Consider the following 17,683-nt stretch of genomic DNA (forward strand, 5'->3'; position numbering starts at 1 on the left):
GGATGGCGAAGTTCATCAATTCCTACCTCGACGAGGATCTCATCATCTATCGGGGCCTCCAGCGTGGCGGTGCCATCGGCAAGGGGTATAACATCGAAATGCCGGATACAGAGAACACGGACGCCAGCTGGCTCATGTCTCTGGAGGACAACCTGCGCGTGCTGCTGCGCATGGTGCGTCCGGAACTGCGGCTGCAAGTCTCATGGAGCGTGGACAGCGACTACCGCAAGGAGCTGGAACGATACCGCCAGAAGACGGAGGAACTGCCGCAGGACCGGTGGTCCACCCGGCAGCGTGAGGAGCGCTACCAGCGCTACGATAAAAAAATCCGCGAGCACAAGCTGCGCCGCGAGCATCTGCAGTTTTATTTTACCTCACGCATCCAGGGCAAGTCCATGGGCGGCGGGCGGCAGTATTATGAAGAGCTGCTGCAGGCCGCGAAGCGCGAGCAGGGAGAGCTGGAGGAGGCCCTGCGCCAGCAGTTTGGCAGCCTTGGCGGCCGGGTGATGCCCATGAATGACATGGAGCACTTCGAGGCTTTCTATCGCTACTTCAATCCGAGCGCGTTTGAAAACGAGGCACTCAAGCTCGAAGACCTCTACGATCCGAGCAAGACCGTCTGCGACATGTGCTTCAACAGCGAGGCGGCCCCGGTGCGCATGGGTTCCTCCACTTTCAAGATGGACGGCTTCTACCAGGGCATCTGCGTGGTGAAGAGCATGCCGAAGTTCACTTACATCGGGATGATGCGCACACTCACGCAGCTGGACATCCTGGACTACCAGATCATCACCAACATTGAGGCCGGGGATGTGGAGAAGGACCGCATCGCCACGGAAGGCAAGGTCGCGCGACTGGAGCGCGGCAAGATCACGCCCTCCCTCGAAGCCACGCTGCTGAAACTGCGCACCCGTATCCGGCGCCTGAGCACGAATGAAGTGGTGCCCTACCGCATGCACCTCATCGTGCGGGTATGGGACAAGGACGCGGATGTGTGCTCCAGCAAACTCTCCGCGATTCGGAATTCCATTTTGAAACTGGGGGGCGCGCAGTCCTATGAGCCCACGCTGCCGACGAGTGTGCGCAACTACTGGCAACTCTGCATGCCCGGCTGGAGCTGGGCCAACTACAACGACTTCAAGCTGTACGTCGAGGACGTGAATCTCGCGGACATGCTGCCCATTTCCAGCACACCGACCGGTGACCTCGATGAAGCCGAGGCGATCTACGACGGCCCGCGTGGAGCACTGGTAGGCACGACGACCTTCGTGGGCAAGGAAGGTGCGATGCGCCCGGAGCACGGCATCATGTTCGGGGCGTCAGGCGCAGGGAAATCGGTGTTCACCATCGATCTTCTCACGCAGACGGCGCCGTATTACGACTTCACGGCGATCGTGGAGGAAGGGCTTTCCTACAACCTTTTCACCCGGCTCTATGGCTGCGAGCCGATCATCGTGCAGCCGAACGGGAATCTGACTTTCAACTACTTCGACACGCGCGGACTGCCGCTGAGCTCCGACCAGCTTGGCGGTGCCACAGCGGTGGCGCATCTCATGGCCGGCCCTCCGCCGGACATCGACAAGGACCGAATCCGCCAGGCGCTGCTGTCCAAGCAGATCGAACGCCTCTACATCGACCAGTTTGAAACCTGGGCGAGCCACAATGCCGAAGGCCGTGCCGAGGCCGCACGCCGTGTGGCGGTGGCCGACGAATGGCGCAAAAAACGCATGCCCAGCGGCACAGTGCTGGCGGATGCGTGGATGGATTTCCGCTCCAGCCTCATGGAGGGGGACACCATGGCCACTGAATTTGACCGTATGGCGGTGGACCACGGGCTGCTGGAGGATTTCCTGAACAATCCCGGCAACCAATGGGACCTGATGAGCATGGCCTACACGCTGATGAAGGCGGAGGACATGCCGACGCACAGCCAGTTTGTGGAGCTGCTGAATCTGGAAAGCCGGCAGCGGCGCGCCCACCCGGACATCGGCCTGCTGCGCATGCTGCTGGAGCCGTGGAGCCGCACGGGCCGCTACGGGGCCATTTTGGATGGTGTGAACAATGTCAGTCTGAGCGGCAAAGTGGTCCACTTCGAGCTGTCGTACATTCCCGAGTCTGCCAAGGAGCTGCGCACGGTTGCCGCGTTCCTCATCACGAATGACCTGCGCAAAGAGATCATGAGCCGCCCGCGTTCCACCCGCAAGCGCGTCATCCTGGAGGAGCTTTCCGCCTTCCTCGCGATGCCGGACGGGGATCGCATCACGCGTGAGTACTATGAGCGTATGCGCAAGTATTCCTGCTGGGTGTTCTCGATCATTCAGCAGTTCCAACGCATCAAGGACCACCCGGTGCGCTCCTCCGTCGTGGGCAACTCACGCATCATGTTCATGCTCAAGCAGCCCGATCAGCGTGATGTGGAAAGCATGAGCGAAGGCTTCCGCATTCCCTCCATCACCAAGAAGCAGGTGACGAGTTTCCCTGATCCCTCGGAGATGAAGTCCGACCCCTACGGCTCCTTTGTGTACTACCACGAGGCCACCGGGCGGCCGCGCATTGCCATCGGCCGACATCAGGCGTCCAAGGAGATGATCCTGGCCTCCGCCACCTCCGGGGAGGCCTTTGAACGCCAGAACGCCGAGCTCAAAAACTACGGCGGCGACGCCTACAAGATGATTCTCAGCCAAGCCAAATCGAAGAAATGAAAACGACCATCCTCATCCTTCTCGTGAGCATGTCCTCGCTGCTCACCGCGTGCTCCAATGCGAGCGGCGGCGTGAACAAGGGGCTCGTCGGTGCCGCCACCGGTGGCATCCTCGGATCCATCGTGGGCGATCGCCTTCTCAAGAGCAACAACAACGGCAGCAGCAGTTCGTCCTCCACGACTGGCGGCACCACGACGACGAGCAGTTCCAGCGGCGGGAGCGGGGGCGGTCTCAGCAGCCATGCTGGTCTTATCTCCGGGGCTGTCGCTGGATATGCCGCTGGTGCCATCTCCGACTCCATGGCGCAGAACGAGGTGAGGCAGAAGTATCTCGACGGGTACAACAAGGGCCGCAGTGACGCCATCAAGGATCTCTACTGGCTCAAGCGCGATGCCGAGCGCCCGAGCAGCGGTGACGGTGTGCAGCGCCGCTATTACGAAGTGCCCGTGCCAGAGCATGTGACCACGGACGGCGTGCTGGTCGAGCCGCGCAAGGTCGTCATCGAGGTCGTTGAGTAACCCATTTGTCCATCCATCCACCCACCCCAGCAACACCATGAAAACATCCGCTTGTTTTGCCTTCGGGCTGTTTCTGTTCAGCCACAGCGCCGGTGCCCAGTCGCCGGTGCAGGAAGTTATCGACAACGCGCTCATCCAGCAGACAAACACCAACACGCAGAGCATCATGAGCATGCTGCAACAGCAGCTTGATGAAGCGCAGAAGCAGTCGCAGTCGCTGACCGATCAGCTAACACGCATGGGAGATCCGGCCACGGTCAGTCTGCCATTGCTGGATCTCATCAAGCAGGACATCGCCAAATCTGCACAGGCGGCCGCCAATGGCGTAGCACGTGAAGACCGCATCCGTGCCACGACGGGAGCGGAAGCCTTTGGCGACAACGCCTACGGACTCGTGGCCGCCGTCAACCCGACGGTTACCTTCAAAGATGGCGAGACCGCCAACCGTGATCCCTCGCTGTACAAACTCCAAGGTGCGCTCAGTGGTGACCTGGAGGCGCTGGCGCAAAAATCCCGCGAGGCGGATGAGCGCATCACTGCGCTCGAAGAGCAGCGCCCCGCGCTGTTTGATCAGCTGAACTCCGCCTCCGATCTGGCCAGCATCTTGAAACTGCAGACCGCGATCAGCACCACTGATGCGCTGATTGCCAGCGCCAAGGCCGATGTGGCGAAGAGCAAACTGGACTACGACGTGCTGATGGAAAAGCTGAAGCTGCAGTCGCAGGTGGAAGCCAAGGCGAAAGGTGAAGAGCGCGATCTGGAGCGCAAGCACACTGCCGACAAGGCCAAAAGCAGCTCCGGCTCCGGCAGCGGGTCATCTTCCTCCTCTGGTTCGACGACCAGCCCCTTCAGCAATCTGGGCTGGGGTAAAAAGTAACAACGGTCCTTCAGATTTTTCACCTTACACGCCGCCATGAACCTACTGAACAGCATGCCCATCCTGGCCGCCGGCCAGGGATTTGCCGGTGCGTTCGGTCTCATGGAAACGTTTTACACCGATTTGCAGAACACGTGTGCGGACATCTTTGATGCTCTGCAGATCTTCGCTTTCACACTCGCCTTTCTGGGACTGCTGATGATCGCCTATAAAGGGATCATGGGCGGCAGCTTCGACGGGGCCTTCGGACAGATCCTGACCATGGGTCTGGTGTGCTCCATCATGCCATTCTTTCCTGAGTTCCTGGTGGTGGATGTGCGAACAGCGCTTTCAGATGACCTGCTGGCCAACCTGGGAGTGGACCCCATCGGGTTGTTTGAAAATTTTGGGGACAGTTTTAGTGACATGGACATCGACACTGATGCCAGTGCGCTCACGGCGCTCATTGTCGATCCGCTGGCGATCATCGACTACATCGCCAACATCATTGCCGCGTTCTGCATGATCGTCATCGGTCTGATCTGCTACGTGATTTTCTTCTTTGCCTACCAGGTGCAGATCATGGCCTTGTACATCGGTGCGGCAGCATCGCCGATCTTTTTTGGCATGCTTTTGTATGAAGACACCAAGGGGACGGCGCAGACCTATTTCATGGGGCTTCTTGGGATCTGTTTCTGGCCGCTGGGCTGGGGGATCGGCCTCATGCTTTCGGACGCACTGCTGACCATCGGCATTGACATCATCACGTTGATCTGTGCCACGCTGAACCTCGCCGGGTTTGGCATTGGGGTGGAGGTCATCGCCATCTTTGTGCTCGTGATTGCGGTGGCCATCTGGATCATGTTTGTGATCTTCAAGGCACCGGGTCTGATTCAGAAGGCAATCCTTTCGGGAGCGCAGATCGGCACGGCCTTTGCCGGCCAGGCGGTCAGTGCAGCGATGGGCGGTGTGAGCGCGGGCGGAGCGGTGGCGAGTTCGGTGGTCGGGATGGTTCCTGGCGGCAGCACCGCATCTTCGGCCATCAGCGGTGCCACGGGCGCGGTCACTGGAGTGGGCAATCAAATAGGAGGCCTGGCAGGAGGGGAATGACATGAAAGGCGTGGCTGACATCTTTATCTCCAAGGAAAAGCTGGCGCTTTTCTGGTTCATGGTGGCCTGCGGCTGCCTCGCGATCACCGGCTGGTATGTGTATGACGTCGCGGTGTCCAGCCGTGGCAGCATGCTCTACGTGCCGATCGAAAAATCGCACGTTTATCTGGATCGTTCCCTGCAGCAGCAGGATCTGGACGAGTTAGTGGACTATCATGCGCGGCTCGCGCTGGAAACGTTCCTCAACCGAGGCCCCAAGGGGGCTCTGACAGGAGAGCGGCTTAGATTGCTTTATGCCGGCGCTGGCATGGACCAGGTGGAGAAAGAACTGCAGGAATCGTATTATGATTTTCACACCCGGCACATTCATCAGGTGATGGAAGTGGGCCAGGTGCGTGTGCAGCACTTTCCCAATGGAGAAGCTGAAACCGTGGCGCAGGGCCAGCTTGTGCGGGTGAGTCTGGATCCCACGACCAATGAGGCGGTCAATCAATCCTTCGCAGTCACGGCACGGCAGACGTGGGAGAGGAATCAAAACCTCCGGGACAGCCGGCGCTTTCCCTTCGTCTGCACGAACATCGAGTACTCCATCACTGCAACCTCCAACATCGAGTAATCCCCAGACCCATGTCAGCACCGCAAGAGAAAAAGCGCAGCGCCATTGATACCCTGATCATCAGGGATCGCACCGCCGTGTTTTGGTTTCTCGTGGCCTGCATGGTGGGGGCGTCCTGTGCGGGCTATGTCATGCTCATGTCCGAGACGCTGAGGAAGCGCCCGCCATTTGTGGTCATGGACACCGCTGGTGCCTACTACGTGCCGCCGGGAAATGTGTACATGGAGATGACGCCCATGCACATCCAGATGAGCAGCATACTGGCGGAGACCCTGCTGGAACGCAATGCGCAGGGGCTGATCCACGAGGACCGCCTCACCAAGCTGTGCTGGGAAAATGAGAAGCAGGAGACCCCGGGACTGACGGAGATCCGCAAGGAGGTGCAGAAAGAGCAAAAGTACTTCCAGAGCCAGAAGGTGGACCAGACCTCCCTTGTGGAGAAGACGGAGATCAAAGCGGCGACCAACACCCGCGTGAAGACCGTCACCACGGGCCTCATCCACCGACGCAGCATTTTCAGCGGCAAGGAAAAGCAGGAAACCTATCGATTCACGCTCACCGTTCTCTGGCATCAGAACACGAACATCAACGACAACAAAGGCTTCCCCTCGCAGGTGGAGACCTTGGGCAAACTTAGCCTGGAGCCCATCAGCGAATCATGAACTCACGCACTTCCAGCTGGCTTCGGCTTCTTCTCGTTTGCGTCTTCCCGGTGGCGCTCAAGGTGTCCGCGCAGGTGCAGCCCGGTCGGGAACTTGTGCGCCTGGACCCCAAGAACCTCGTCCATGACATCGCCATCAACAGCAATGTCGCCACGACGATCACCTTTCCGGAGAAGATCAGTCTGCTCACTGGCTATGGCCTCGTCACCGATCCTGCGCAGGTCAACCAGATGACCAGCACCAAGGTGGGGATCGTTCATTATGAGAATGTGATCGGGGACACGCTCGTCGTCCGCCTCATCAAGCCCGGAGAACCCTGCCACGCCACGGTGCGCACCACGCGCAACATCTACCTCCTCCGCTTCACGCCAGCGGATGAGGCCAACCTTGCCGTCATCGTCTCCCCTCCGGCACCGACCAGCAGCGCAGTGGAGGTGACGCAGGACAAAGTGGTGGAGTCCCGCATTCAATACAACGCGGAGGAACTTGTGGGCATGCTCAGCAAGGTGCGCAACCGCAAGGCGCTGGAGCCGCTCAATCCCGGCCTCTTTACTGGCTGGCAGGAGCGCAACGGACTGATGATGACCTCCACCGCGAAGGACCTCGTCACGACCATTTATGAGATCCAGCGCAGCCCGGCCAAAGACCTCACCGTCTTCCGCTGCTGGCTTACCAACAACGGCGCCAAGGAGTTTGATTTCGATCCCGCGGGCACCAAAATTCGCGTCGGCAGCCGCAGCTATGACTGCCAGTTGGTAGACTGCGCGAACACTGTCGCATCTGGTCAGCGCGTCGCCATGGATGTGGTGCTGCAGGGCGGCCCCGGCGGGAGCCGTGAAGGGCTTTCCATCAATCAGGATTTCCGCATCGAACTGCCGGAACCCGGGCGTCAGCCAGTGCTGCTGCCGCCGCTTTCCAGCGCGGATGCCGCCGAACTCGATGCCGCAGCTGACGGCAAATAACCCGGAACTTCTCCCACTGCCATGATGCAACAATTCCAGAAACCGGCCGTGCAGATGATGCTGCTCGTTGTGGTGGTCGCCATCGCCGGGGTGGCCTTTTATGTAAGCAAGCAGCCGGCGGCGTCTATCAACGCCCCGCCGGTGGCCAAGCCCACCAAGGACGGCAAGCCACCAGCCGAGCTCACGCTGGTCGCCGAATCAAAAACGGTGAATCTCGGAGACAAGCGCACGGCCATGATTGGCAGTGACCAGCAGGTGGAGCGCTTCGTGGTTCCTCCCAAGAAGCCCGCGCCGCCCAGCCTGCTTTTGTCCAATTCCTCCGACCAGAAAAAGAAAGCGGACAAGCCGCCGCCTTTTCCCAAACTGGTGCACGTCAGCAATGCCGTGACGGAGCCCTTTGTGCCGACGACTCCGAAGCTCTTTGCGCCGCGAGGCATCCTCATCAAAGCGGCGCTGGTCATCACCGTGGACTCCTCTTCCTTGCAGACTCCGGTGCTCGGCCTGGTCACGGAAGACATTTACTGGAACCGTCAGCTCGTTCTTCCTGCTGGAACGCAGGTGCATGCCAAGGCCAGCAAAGGACGCATCCGTGATCGCATTGAGGTCGCAGGCGGTTTCACATTCATCTGGGAGGATGGCCGGGAGTACAGCATCGGCGGCGTGGCCCTTGATCACGAACGTCTCAGTGATGACACCTATGCCATCACTGACGGATCTGCCGGCATTAAAGGTGTCATCGTTCAAAACGATCAGTACGCGCAGGTGAAGATCCTCATCGCTGAAGCGCTGCAGGGCATCATGAACAACAACCGGCAGCAGTTCCAAAGCATCTATGGACTGGTGCCGCAGAACAACACGACCAATGCCGCGCTTGGCGGTGGTGCGCAGGCGGCATCTGCGTACTCCAAGCTCCTGACCACGCAGCTCTCCCAGGACCTTGATTTTGTCCGGGTCGCAGCCGGCACCCAGTTTTACATCTACACCACGGACGTCTTCGAGCCGGAGATGGCCAGCATCGCCGGCCTGAAACAAAAGAACCAGCCGCTCAACAGCTGGCAGCTCGACGAGGAGATGTACGCCAAGGCCCAGGCGGAGAATGCCGCGCAGAGCCAGCAGAGCGCCGTGGCGAACGCTGAAGCCGAGAAAAACCGCCAGCAGCAGGCGGCGGCTGATCAGATCCAGGAGATGCGCTCACTCATCTCCAAGCCTTCGGACACTGCATCAGGTGCCACCCCCGTTTCCACAACTCCCACTCCCAGCAGCAGCAAACCATGAACCGCAAGCTTCTCGAAGCCAGCCTGCCCTGTGCCGCCTTGATCCTGTGCGCTCTTCTCACAGCGTGCAAATCGCGCAGCGTCAAACTCTCCGAAGATCCTCTGGTGCGCCCGGCCGATGATCCTGAGCTGGCCTACATCCCCACCTACAGCAGAAACGTGCTGTCCGACTGGCCGAAGGGGCGCTCACTGGATCCGCATGATGTTTCGCGCGTCCGCCTCGGAGAGCAGGTGCATGCCTACCACCTCGGCCGGCTGCCCAGCAAGGACCGCCGCGAAATGCACGAAGCGCATACCGTTTACCGGCTGGAGCAGCCTTCCCGCTGGGACACGCGGCTGCCTGCCACGCCGATGGATTCGCGCGGCGTCGTGCTGGGCATTGTTGATCCTGCACGCAAGGACATGCCGGATGACACCCTGATCAAGCAAGAGCGTGAGGCGTTGGCGGCCAAGTCCGTCAGCCTGCGCAAATCCATGTCTGATCTCGACCAACTGCGCTCCCAGTTGATGAAGAAGAAGAGCGATTTTGAGCAGGCGGAAAAGGGCGTGGCCGACATCAAGGACTTCCTCGAAAAAACTCTTCAGGAACGCACCGCTCTCAGTGAGCAACTCAAGCAGGCGCAGACTCGCATCGATGAACTGGAGCAGGCCGAGCGCCTGCGCATCCGCAGCTCCAGCCAGGGGCTATTCCAAAAGAAATAGTGCCATGACGCCCCCTGTTGATCTAGCCCATATCCAGGCACTTCCTGGCTTTCTCGAAGAACGCATCATCGGGCAGGGGCACGTCATTCCCAAGGTGGTGCCCATCGTGCAGAACGGTGAGCTCGGCCTGAGTGATCCCGGACGCCCCAAGGGCACCTTTCTTTTCCTGGGCCCCACCGGTGTCGGCAAAACCGAAACCACCCTGCTGCTGTGTGAACACATCTTTGGTGATGTGCAGAAGCACTGCATCCGCCTCGACATGTCCGAGTATCAGAACCAGGAGTCTCTCCAGCTCCTGCTGGGCCAGAATGAAACCAGCCGGGGCAACATCGGCCGCTTCTATGACCGTGCTGAAGGGCGGGGCTTCATCCTCTTTGACGAAATCGAAAAGGCACACCCGCGTGTGCTCGACATCTTCCTGCAGGTTCTGGATGCAGGACGCATCACCGTCGCCAATGGGGAGACGCTGAATCTCTGCAACTTCTACATCGTGGCGACTTCCAACATCGGAGCGGAAGCACTGATGGAGCTGAAGAACAGCCCCATCGCCACCGTGGAGCGCTTCATCGAAGATCTTGCTGCGGCGGAACTTCGGCCTGAAGTGCTGGCGCGTTTCAATGTGCGCTGCGTGTTTCAAAAGCTCGGCTACGATTCCCAGAAGCGAATCGCCACGATCATGCTGAACAAGGAGCTCAAGCTCCTGAAATCGAAAGGCTACAATCTCACGGCGGGCAAAGGCGTGCTTGAGATCATGGTGGCGAATGGTGTGGAGCCCCGACTCGGCGTGCGCCGGATGCGCAGCACGGTGGAAACTTTTTGCCGCGCTGCGCTGCGCAACGCACTTCTCGGCGGTCAGCAAACCAACGGAACCCTTGTCGCCCAAAATGGTCACCTGGTCATCGATACTTGATCACTACCACAGCCACAGGGCGGAGGTGCGGCGCTATGCCTTCACCCTGCTGTTCATGGCCGGCGCGTTGTACACCGGGCGCAATGCGGCGGCGGTGGCCGGGTTCCTGGCCCTTCCGGTGCTGTATGCCTACAACCGGTGGGGCGAGCCCTGGCGCAAGCGCGGCGAAGAAATGATGAAATCCAAGTCCAGACAATGAAGCACCTCCTCACGATTTTTTGCGCCCTGATGCTGGCCGGCTGCGCCACCCCACCGCCTGCCTACCTCAATGATGACGATGTGCTCCCTGTGGCCACCAGCGTCCACTTCTGGGTCTATCACGACAAGAAAGGATGGGTGAAGTCCAACATCCACATCACGCGGCTGCCGCGTGAGATGACCGGCAAAGAGGTGCGCCTCTGGGCCGAAGGCGTGGGCAAACGCGACGCCGGCAAGCTCTGGACTCACTACTACGTCATGGCAGATCTGCCCGAAGGGCACTCGCTGGGGCCGGTCCTCGTTTCGCACGTGCACTCCTTTGGCAAGCAGCCGCGCAACGTTGCTCCTTAAAAAACTCAATCTTTAACCATATGCCTGAAGAACAAGAAGAAGCTGGAATCGGAGAGTCCCTGGGCCAGGGCGTCGGATCACAAGTGGGTGGTGCTGCTGGAAAAGCCGTGGGTACGGCGGGCGGCAAGGCGGCGGGCAGTGCTGTCGGTGGTGCCATCGGTACCGTCGTGCCTGTCATTGGCAATGCCGTTGGCTCCGCTGTGGGACAGCAGGTCGGAGGTCAGATTGGCGGCCAGATCGGCAACCAGGTGGGTTCAGAAGTCGGTGGTCAGGTGGGCGGAGCCGTGGGCGGCGCGGCTGACACGGCGGTGGACGGTGCGGTCAGCAGCATTGGTGGAGCCGGTGGAGACTCAGGCGGTCCGGGCAATATCCTTAGCAGCGTGGGCGGCATGGGCGGTGATGGCGCAGGCGGTGGCCTGGCCAGCCTTGCGGGCGGTCTTGGTGGCGGCGGCGGTGGGGATCTTCTAGGCAGCGTCACCAGCTTGGCAGGTGGTGGCGGTGGGGCAGGCGGTGGTATCGCCAGCCTCGCTGGGGGCCTCGGCGGTGGTGGCGGCGGTGATCTTCTTGGCAGCGTCACCAGTTTAGCTGGTGGGGGCGGTGGTGCCGGTGGTGGCATCGCCAGTCTGGCAGGTGGTCTCGGTGGGGGCGGCGGCAGTGCCGGCGGCATGCTCAGCAGTGTGACGAGCCTGGCCGGAGGCGGCGGCGGAGGAGGTGGAGTCGCCAGTGTCATGGGCGGCCTGGGCGGCGGCATCGGTGGCGAGGGTGAGGAGCCGGGCATGGCCGAAGGCCTTGGCTCCGGCATCGGCGGGGCTGCTGGCAAAGCCGTGGGCACAGCAGGCGGCAAGGCTGTCGGCGGTGCCATTGGTTCCGCCATTCCAGTGGTAGGCACTGCCATCGGTCAGCAGGTTGGAGGTCAGATCGGCGGACAGGTCGGTCAGCAGGTGGGCTCCGAAGTGGGCGGTGCCGTGGGCAAAGGCGTGGACGACGGCATTAAAACCGTGCGCATGAGCCTGGAGGAGGAGGGCTATAAGATCGGCGGCGGCATGGGGCAGGGACTCGGCATGGGCAAAGGCATGAAGATGTGATTTTTTGGCGGTGCCCCCATTATTCTGCGTAATTCTCGGCACACCTGATCCCGGCCCGGCTAATCAGATTAACCTTTTCTCCTTAGCCCATGCCTGAAGACACCGACAAAAAAGGCGGACCTGTGATTGGCGCGCAACGCGCGACCGCGGCACCCGCACCACAACAGGAACCGAAGCAGCCTGCTCAGCAGGCTTGGGTACCGGCCCAGCCTTCTAAAAAGCCCCTAGCTTCGGATCAGCAGACGCCGGAGGCACCCGCGGAGCAAGCGCAAGGCGCCCCCGCCCCTGCTGTCCAGGGCCCGGGCACCCAGAGTACGTATCTTGGGAGCACGACGGAAGTCGTCGGTCAAAAGCCCATGACTGCCGCTGAGAAATTTCAAGCCGGTATGCAGGGCATCCTTTCTGGCGCGGGTGGCTCCAAGGAAGGGCAGATGATTGGAGAAGCCGTCGGCCAGGGCATCAAAAACCTCTTTGGACAGGGCAAAAAAGACGGAGCTGGAGGCACTCAGGTTGGGCCGGGACGACTCGGTCCCAATGCCACCGAGGCCGCTCAAGCGGGCGGGCCCATCATCGGCGGTCATCGCGAGCAGGGTGCCAAACAGGAAAGTCAGGAAGCCGGCGGTCTCGATGTGGGCGGCAGTCTTGGCAAAAAAGTTGGCGGCATGCTCGGTTCAGCCGTCCTTGGTGAAAAAGGCAAGTCTGTGGGCCAGATGCTCGGCAAAGTCGTGGGCAATGCGGCCGGACAGGCGGCCAATATGGCCATCGATCACGCGCGCGGCATCGGCGGAAACATTGGCAGTGCCATTGGCGGAGCCATTGCTGGCGAAGAAGGAGCGGCCAAAGGCAAGGAGCTGGGCAAAAAAGCCGGCTCGGGTGTCACAAGCGTCCGTGACACACTGGCCGCACAGGGGGTGGACCTTGGCCCCAAACAAACGGCTGGCAAGCAGGGGCACGGCATCAAGTAAATCATGCCCGCCCCGAAAAAGACCGATGGCAGACGCGATCTCGACGGAGATGGCGACATCGATCTGGCAGACGATCCTTCACGCGATCTGGACCACGATGGCCGAATCGAGAGTGATGACCGTGAGGAACTGGACATTGACGCGGACAACGACATCGACGCCACCGACCGCACGGTGGCTGCCAAGCAGAGCGTCGGTGCCGCCCTGGGCATGGCAAGGGCCGGGCAAAGCAGGCAACAAGGTGAGTCGCAAGGGCAGTCAACCGCAGGCCCCAAGGCACGCTGAGCAACTGCTGGGCGTGGAATGGTCTGGCGGGCTCAGCTTCCGCTGGCCAGCAGAGCTGCCAGAAGTTCGTCCACCTGCATGGTGGCGATCGCGGATGCCTTGTCACTCATGGCGTAGGGCAAGATCAACTCGCGGCCATGCAGCATGGAGCCGCAGCTGTAGACGACATTCGGGACGTAGCCTTCACGTTCATGCCCTTCGGGTGACAGCAGCGGCTCGCGCAGGCGGCCGATGACTTTCGTGGGATCATCAAGATCCAACAATGCCGCGCCGATGCAGTATTTGCGCATGGGGCCGACGCCGTGGGTGATGACGATCCAGCCCGCCGCTGTTTCGATGGGTGATCCGCAGTTGCCAATCTTCACGGACTCCCACATCTCCAAGGGCCGCAGGATGATCTGGGGATCGCTCCAGTGGTGCGGGCTGTCAGAGAACATGATGAAGAGGTTCTCATCATCCTGACGCGAGAGCATGGCATAACGACCGCCGATGCGCCGGGGGAACAGAGCCATTCCTTTGTTTTGAACTGCCGTGCCGTTGAGCGTGAGCACACGGAAGTGCAGAAAGTCCTGTGTCTCGATGAGCTGGGGCAGGATGGCCCTGCCATTGTAGGCGGTGTAGGTGGCGTAGTACATCACCGAGCCGTCGTCTTCGATGAAGCGGACAAAGCGGGCATCCTCTATACCGTTGGTCTCGTTGGGCGAGACAGGAAAGATGATGCGTTCACTCAGGGCGAGCTTGGAGGAGAAGTTCAGCTCGTAGTTCGAGTCAGCAAGCCAGCGGAAACACTCCAGGGCGCGGCGGAGATCGCGGCTGACGGATTTGGATTCACGACGCACACGCTGCACGCTTTCGTCGAGCTCATGAAGGGTAAACGCTTCAGCCAGCGGATCCATCACGGCGGTGGCATAGCCGTCCACGAAACCCATTTCCTGGAGTTTTGTGATGAAGCGGGATTTTTTATACGTGGGATTGGGCACCACCTCCGGCAGAGAGACAAAATTTGAGACCGGCTCCACACTGAGGGAACCGTCTGGCGCGATGATGCCGGCGCGAAACTCGATGGAGGAGATGTGACCCTCACCCGTGGCGCGCAGGCTCATGATGAAGCGCAGTCCGCCCTCGATCACTCCGCTCTGATCAGGATGAGGCACCATGGAGGGATTGAACAGCGCGGCGGACTCCAGCGCGTACTCGCCGGAGAACAGGGCACCGATGAGAAGCTGGCGGACGCGTGAGAGCGTGGGCTGCGCAGCGATCTGCGGACGCACCTTTTCATAATGCGTGAGCAGAAGAGACTCGATATCGAAGTGACGTGAAGCAAACTCGGCGAGGATCGCCTGCAACTGCAGGTCTGCCTCCGCTTCGCTCAGTGCAAGCGCACGCGTCAGGATGTTTGCCCTGATCTGGGGCTTGCCCGGGATGAAGGGGCGAATGATGACGCGACCACATTCAGGCTGCAAGGTGATGTCGTGACGGCGAATGGTGACTGAAATCATGAGGCGGGTGGCGAAGTGATCAAGTGTTCTGCGCAGTTCATCTCCGCGAGAGCAAGGTGGAAGGCGAGGGTGGACTCGGCGCCCTGGTTTTCATTCACGCGGTCGTGGTGCAGGCCATCGCCGCAGCCACCAGTGGTGGAATCGTAAAGAGGCAGGCCGAGGTCATTGCGACCGAGGAACCATTCGAAGGCGCGTTTGGCTTCGCGTGACCAGGAGGCATCCTGGGTGGCGCGGGAGGCTTCATTGCACGCGGCGATCATCGCCTGGGCTTCGAGAGGCTGCTGGTCAAAATCGGCGCGGGCGCCATCGCGGTGGTAAAAGCCATTGCTGCCGATGGGGCGGAAGCAGCCTGACTGCGTCTTTTGGATGGAGACGAGCCAGCGCAGGGACTTGAGGCCGATCTCCAGTGCGACCGGGTCTGGCATCCACTGACCGCTGAGGATGAGCGCCTGGCAGAAGCGTGCATTTTCATACGTCACGCTGTCTTCAAACCAAGGCCAGTGCTCCGTGGCGCAGGCGTTCCACAGCGCGACGAGGCGACCGGTGAGGGTCACACGCATGGCGTTGATCGCCGCATTGCTGGGGAAGCGGCGCAGGTATTCGTGAATGCCCAGAAGGGTGAAACTCCAGGCCCGAGGCGAGGTGAAATCCACCACCGCAGTGAGACCGCGCTCAAACAACTGGGCGGAGAGCCGGCTGTGGCCCTCATTGCGTGAGCGCCCGGCTCCGTTGCCTGCGGCCCACAGCGCACGCGCGTGGCTGTCTTCGCTGCCGGCGGCTTCGAGCCACTGGCGGCCATGGCTCATGAAATTGCGAAAGCGTCCGCTCTCGTAGTCCAGCGCCGCCGCAAGAAAGGCGAGGTAGCTGGTGGCGAGCCTGCCGAGGTTCTCTGCGGGCGGCTGGCCGCCCAGTTCATCCAGCATGGTGCAGAGGATGAAGGCGCGCGCATTGTCGTCCGTGCAATAGCCTTCATGGAAGTTTGGCACGTTGAAAATGGCGTGCTGAAAGATGCCGGTGCCGTCGCTCATGCGCACGACGTGGTCCAGGCGCAGAGGTGGCAGCTCGTAGGGCCTGTTGCCCAAGGTCCAGCCGGCGAAGGCTGTGCGTGGTGCCGTTTTGCGGTCTGCCCGCGCATGCTGAAAGGATTCCAGATAACGCTGCGCCACGGCAGGCCAGATCATTGCGCGGCCCAAGGCGTGGGCTTCATGGCGGATTTTTTCCATGCGTGCGGGATCATCGAGCAGTCCGCAGACACCTGCGGTGATGGCCGCCGGATTCCGGAACGGCACAAGAACGCCTCGTCCATCCGCCAGCAGTTCCTGCGCGTGCCAGTAGGGCGTGGAGACGACGGCTTTCCCGGCGCCAAACACATAGGCCAGCGTGCCGGAAGTCACCTGCGCTTCATTCAGATACGGTGTGAGATAGATGTCCGTGGCGCCGATGAACTCCTTGAGATCATCCAGTGAGACGAAGCGATTGTAAAAGATGACGTGCTCCTTCACGCCGCGCTCTTCAGCGAGGCGTTCGAGGCTCAGGCGGTAGCGTTCGCCCTCATGCGCGATGAGCTGCGGATGGGTGGCCCCAAGAATGAGGTACACGACGTTTGGATGCTGCCGCACGATCTCCGGGAGTGCTTCGATCACATGCTCGATGCCTTTGCCCGGCCCGAGCAGGCCAAAGGTGAGCAGCACCTTGCGGCCTTCGACGCCGAACTGCTCCTTGTAGCAGCTTGAGTCCATCAACGGCATGTCCGGGATGCCATGTGCAATGATGTCTATTTTTGAGTCCGGGACGTGATAGGTCTCACGCAGAATTTCCGCGCCTTTGTGCGCCATGACCACCACGCGGTCGCTGTGACGCACGAGTTCATCCATCACCTTGCGCTGTGAGGCGTTCGGCTCGCGCAGCACGGTATGCAGCGTGGTGACCACCGGCATGCGCACTTCCTTGAGCAGCGTGAGGAGATGACTGCCCGCCTGGCCACCGTAGATGCCGAACTCATGCTGTACGCACAGAACGTCTGCGTTGCTGAAGTTCAAAAAGTCTGCTGCACGCCGGTAGGAGTCGAGATCCTTCTCCAGCAGCTCGAAGCGCACACGCTGCGGGTAATCATAACCCTCAACCCGGTCATTGACGGCTCCGACAAAGCAATCTGTGGAGGGCGAAGCAGACGCGACGGCTTCACTCAGATCATGGGTGAAGGTCGCGATGCCGCAGAGCCGCGGGAGGTAATCGCCGAGAAAGGCGATGCGCTGCGGCGAAATGGAAGTGCTCAGGATAAACCTCTCAATGGCTGCGTCATTCTGCAGCAGACAGCCTGGGCTGCTGATAAGCAACCCGGCTTTGTATAAATTAGGCTGGGTATCACCGGCCGATCAGAATCAAGACACCTGCAACGAGTGCCGTGATGGGCACCAGAACGTTGAGCTGTCCGAGGTTGATGCCGAAGGCACCGCTGAGTCCGACAAGGAGGAGATAGATGGCAAGCGCGAGCATGCCGTAGCTTTTAGTGATGGTCATGGTCGTTGGGGGTTCAGCTTTTGCGGCCTTGCATCAGCAGCACGACGCCACCAATGAGGGCGACGGCTCCGACGATGGGAGGCAGAGGAATGGTGTGCTGCTTTTCCGCCGTCACCTGAATGGGGCCGAGGTCGATGGCCTTCTCCGTGGTGGTGTAGGTGAAGCTTTGGTAAGCGAAGGCAGCAACGCCGAGAATGATGAGCAGAATGCCGAAGATGGCGGGTGTTTTCATAAAATGGACAGTGACTTAGAGGACGCGGCGGCCTTGGATGAGGCGCAGGAGGATGAAGATGACGGCGATCACGAGCAGAATGTGAATGAAGCCGCCGATGGTGGTGCTGGTCACGAGACCGAGCAGCCAGAGGACGATGAGAATGATGGCGAGGGTTGTAAGCATGAGATGGGTGTCTTTCCTTGTGGATGGAGAATCTGCCGGGCAGAGCGTTTGCGTGCTGTCCGACCGCGATT

Annotated in this window: 20 protein-coding genes; 15 read left to right on the forward strand and 5 right to left on the reverse strand. The window is 60.6% G+C overall.

Translation table 11 applies throughout. The features are described 5' to 3' along the window. The first annotated feature begins 2 nt into the window (after positions 1-2). The 15 genes from AC24GY_RS02560 to AC24GY_RS02630 all read left to right on the forward strand — a co-directional run bounded on the left by AC24GY_RS02560 (position 3) and on the right by AC24GY_RS02630 (position 13,196). On the forward strand, positions 3-2,702 hold the full coding sequence (locus AC24GY_RS02560) for a TraG/VirB4 family ATPase (protein WP_487680026.1): 2,700 nt from the start codon (positions 3-5) through the stop codon (positions 2,700-2,702). Beyond that, a complete protein-coding gene (locus tag AC24GY_RS02565) occupies positions 2,699-3,220 on the forward strand; it encodes a hypothetical protein (RefSeq protein ID WP_422323572.1) in 522 nt (173 codons plus the stop codon). Before AC24GY_RS02560 ends, AC24GY_RS02565 begins: the two co-directional genes overlap by 4 nt. Before the next feature lie 37 nt (positions 3,221-3,257). Then, a complete protein-coding gene (locus AC24GY_RS02570; protein WP_487680028.1) occupies positions 3,258-4,097 on the forward strand; it encodes a hypothetical protein in 840 nt (279 codons plus the stop codon). Between the two features lie 36 nt (positions 4,098-4,133). Then, positions 4,134-5,186 (forward strand): hypothetical protein, encoded by a 1,053-nt coding sequence (locus AC24GY_RS02575; RefSeq protein ID WP_422323576.1) that lies wholly within the window; start codon positions 4,134-4,136, stop codon positions 5,184-5,186. Positions 5,187-5,196: 10 nt separating this feature from the next. Further along, entirely contained in the window at positions 5,197-5,802 is a 606-nt protein-coding gene (locus AC24GY_RS02580; protein WP_487680030.1) for a hypothetical protein, read from the forward strand. Positions 5,803-5,813: 11 nt separating this feature from the next. Then, positions 5,814-6,464 (forward strand): hypothetical protein, encoded by a 651-nt coding sequence (locus tag AC24GY_RS02585; RefSeq protein ID WP_487680031.1) that lies wholly within the window; start codon positions 5,814-5,816, stop codon positions 6,462-6,464. Beyond that, positions 6,461-7,426: a hypothetical protein gene (locus AC24GY_RS02590; RefSeq protein ID WP_487680033.1), complete on the forward strand. Its 966-nt coding sequence runs from the start codon at positions 6,461-6,463 to the stop codon at positions 7,424-7,426. Before AC24GY_RS02585 ends, AC24GY_RS02590 begins: the two co-directional genes overlap by 4 nt. 21 nt (positions 7,427-7,447) lie before the next feature. Then, positions 7,448-8,701: a TrbI/VirB10 family protein gene (locus AC24GY_RS02595; RefSeq protein WP_487680035.1), complete on the forward strand. Its 1,254-nt coding sequence runs from the start codon at positions 7,448-7,450 to the stop codon at positions 8,699-8,701. Continuing rightward, entirely contained in the window at positions 8,698-9,402 is a 705-nt protein-coding gene (locus tag AC24GY_RS02600; protein ID WP_487680037.1) for a hypothetical protein, read from the forward strand. The genes AC24GY_RS02595 and AC24GY_RS02600 overlap by 4 nt, the downstream gene beginning before the upstream one ends. A 4-nt stretch (positions 9,403-9,406) precedes the next feature. Continuing rightward, positions 9,407-10,312: an AAA family ATPase gene (locus tag AC24GY_RS02605; protein WP_487680039.1), complete on the forward strand. Its 906-nt coding sequence runs from the start codon at positions 9,407-9,409 to the stop codon at positions 10,310-10,312. Next, positions 10,287-10,511 (forward strand): hypothetical protein, encoded by a 225-nt coding sequence (locus AC24GY_RS02610; RefSeq protein WP_487680041.1) that lies wholly within the window; start codon positions 10,287-10,289, stop codon positions 10,509-10,511. The genes AC24GY_RS02605 and AC24GY_RS02610 overlap by 26 nt, the downstream gene beginning before the upstream one ends. Next, the gene (locus AC24GY_RS02615; RefSeq protein WP_487680043.1) at positions 10,508-10,861 is read left to right on the forward strand and encodes a hypothetical protein; all 354 of its coding nucleotides are present in this window, start codon (positions 10,508-10,510) and stop codon (positions 10,859-10,861) included. The genes AC24GY_RS02610 and AC24GY_RS02615 overlap by 4 nt, the downstream gene beginning before the upstream one ends. Before the next feature lie 20 nt (positions 10,862-10,881). After that, a complete protein-coding gene (locus tag AC24GY_RS02620) occupies positions 10,882-11,946 on the forward strand; it encodes a hypothetical protein (protein ID WP_487680045.1) in 1,065 nt (354 codons plus the stop codon). Between the two features lie 356 nt (positions 11,947-12,302). Continuing rightward, positions 12,303-12,911, forward strand: coding sequence for a hypothetical protein (locus AC24GY_RS02625; protein ID WP_487680047.1), 609 nt, complete (start codon positions 12,303-12,305; stop codon positions 12,909-12,911). Positions 12,912-12,914: 3 nt separating this feature from the next. After that, positions 12,915-13,196, forward strand: coding sequence for a hypothetical protein (locus AC24GY_RS02630; RefSeq protein ID WP_487680049.1), 282 nt, complete (start codon positions 12,915-12,917; stop codon positions 13,194-13,196). Between the two features lie 32 nt (positions 13,197-13,228). Here the strand turns inward: AC24GY_RS02630 and AC24GY_RS02635 are convergent, their stop codons facing one another. The 5 genes from AC24GY_RS02635 to AC24GY_RS02655 all read right to left on the reverse strand — a co-directional run bounded on the left by AC24GY_RS02635 (position 13,229) and on the right by AC24GY_RS02655 (position 17,612). Continuing rightward, complete coding sequence (locus AC24GY_RS02635; RefSeq protein WP_487680051.1) at positions 13,229-14,695, reverse strand: glycoside hydrolase family 130 protein; 1,467 nt, start codon at positions 14,693-14,695, stop codon at positions 13,229-13,231. Then, positions 14,692-16,971 (reverse strand): glycosyltransferase family 4 protein, encoded by a 2,280-nt coding sequence (locus AC24GY_RS02640; RefSeq protein WP_422323241.1) that lies wholly within the window; start codon positions 16,969-16,971, stop codon positions 14,692-14,694. Before AC24GY_RS02640 ends, AC24GY_RS02635 begins: the two co-directional genes overlap by 4 nt. Before the next feature lie 88 nt (positions 16,972-17,059). Continuing rightward, positions 17,060-17,215: a hypothetical protein gene (locus tag AC24GY_RS02645; RefSeq protein ID WP_422323233.1), complete on the reverse strand. Its 156-nt coding sequence runs from the start codon at positions 17,213-17,215 to the stop codon at positions 17,060-17,062. A gap of 13 nt (positions 17,216-17,228) precedes the next feature. After that, positions 17,229-17,447, reverse strand: a complete 219-nt coding sequence (locus tag AC24GY_RS02650) for a YidH family protein (RefSeq protein WP_422323231.1) — start codon at positions 17,445-17,447, stop codon at positions 17,229-17,231. A gap of 15 nt (positions 17,448-17,462) precedes the next feature. Then, on the reverse strand, positions 17,463-17,612 hold the full coding sequence (locus tag AC24GY_RS02655) for a lmo0937 family membrane protein (RefSeq protein WP_422323229.1): 150 nt from the start codon (positions 17,610-17,612) through the stop codon (positions 17,463-17,465). Positions 17,613-17,683: the final 71 nt, after the last annotated feature.

The sequence above is a fragment of the Prosthecobacter sp. Pr1 genome (assembly GCF_057652315.1).

Bases quoted from the DNA above. Each gene is read 5' to 3' on its own strand.
- AC24GY_RS02655 (WP_422323229.1), bottom strand. From the start codon at position 17,612: ATGCTTACAACCCTCGCCATCATTCTCATCGTCCTCTGGCTGCTCGGT.
- AC24GY_RS02595 (WP_487680035.1), top strand. From the start codon at position 7,448: ATGATGCAACAATTCCAGAAACCGGCCGTGCAGATGATGCTGCTCGTT.
- AC24GY_RS02620 (WP_487680045.1), top strand. From the start codon at position 10,882: ATGCCTGAAGAACAAGAAGAAGCTGGAATCGGAGAGTCCCTGGGCCAG.
- AC24GY_RS02645 (WP_422323233.1), bottom strand. From the start codon at position 17,215: ATGACCATCACTAAAAGCTACGGCATGCTCGCGCTTGCCATCTATCTC.
- AC24GY_RS02590 (WP_487680033.1), top strand. From the start codon at position 6,461: ATGAACTCACGCACTTCCAGCTGGCTTCGGCTTCTTCTCGTTTGCGTC.
- AC24GY_RS02560 (WP_487680026.1), top strand. From the start codon at position 3: ATGGCGAAGTTCATCAATTCCTACCTCGACGAGGATCTCATCATCTAT.
- AC24GY_RS02625 (WP_487680047.1), top strand. From the start codon at position 12,303: ATGACTGCCGCTGAGAAATTTCAAGCCGGTATGCAGGGCATCCTTTCT.
- AC24GY_RS02570 (WP_487680028.1), top strand. From the start codon at position 3,258: ATGAAAACATCCGCTTGTTTTGCCTTCGGGCTGTTTCTGTTCAGCCAC.
- AC24GY_RS02610 (WP_487680041.1), top strand. From the start codon at position 10,287: ATGGTCACCTGGTCATCGATACTTGATCACTACCACAGCCACAGGGCG.
- AC24GY_RS02575 (WP_422323576.1), top strand. From the start codon at position 4,134: ATGAACCTACTGAACAGCATGCCCATCCTGGCCGCCGGCCAGGGATTT.
- AC24GY_RS02615 (WP_487680043.1), top strand. From the start codon at position 10,508: ATGAAGCACCTCCTCACGATTTTTTGCGCCCTGATGCTGGCCGGCTGC.
- AC24GY_RS02585 (WP_487680031.1), top strand. From the start codon at position 5,814: ATGTCAGCACCGCAAGAGAAAAAGCGCAGCGCCATTGATACCCTGATC.
- AC24GY_RS02630 (WP_487680049.1), top strand. From the start codon at position 12,915: ATGCCCGCCCCGAAAAAGACCGATGGCAGACGCGATCTCGACGGAGAT.
- AC24GY_RS02605 (WP_487680039.1), top strand. From the start codon at position 9,407: ATGACGCCCCCTGTTGATCTAGCCCATATCCAGGCACTTCCTGGCTTT.
- AC24GY_RS02600 (WP_487680037.1), top strand. From the start codon at position 8,698: ATGAACCGCAAGCTTCTCGAAGCCAGCCTGCCCTGTGCCGCCTTGATC.
- AC24GY_RS02635 (WP_487680051.1), bottom strand. From the start codon at position 14,695: ATGATTTCAGTCACCATTCGCCGTCACGACATCACCTTGCAGCCTGAA.
- AC24GY_RS02650 (WP_422323231.1), bottom strand. From the start codon at position 17,447: ATGAAAACACCCGCCATCTTCGGCATTCTGCTCATCATTCTCGGCGTT.
- AC24GY_RS02565 (WP_422323572.1), top strand. From the start codon at position 2,699: ATGAAAACGACCATCCTCATCCTTCTCGTGAGCATGTCCTCGCTGCTC.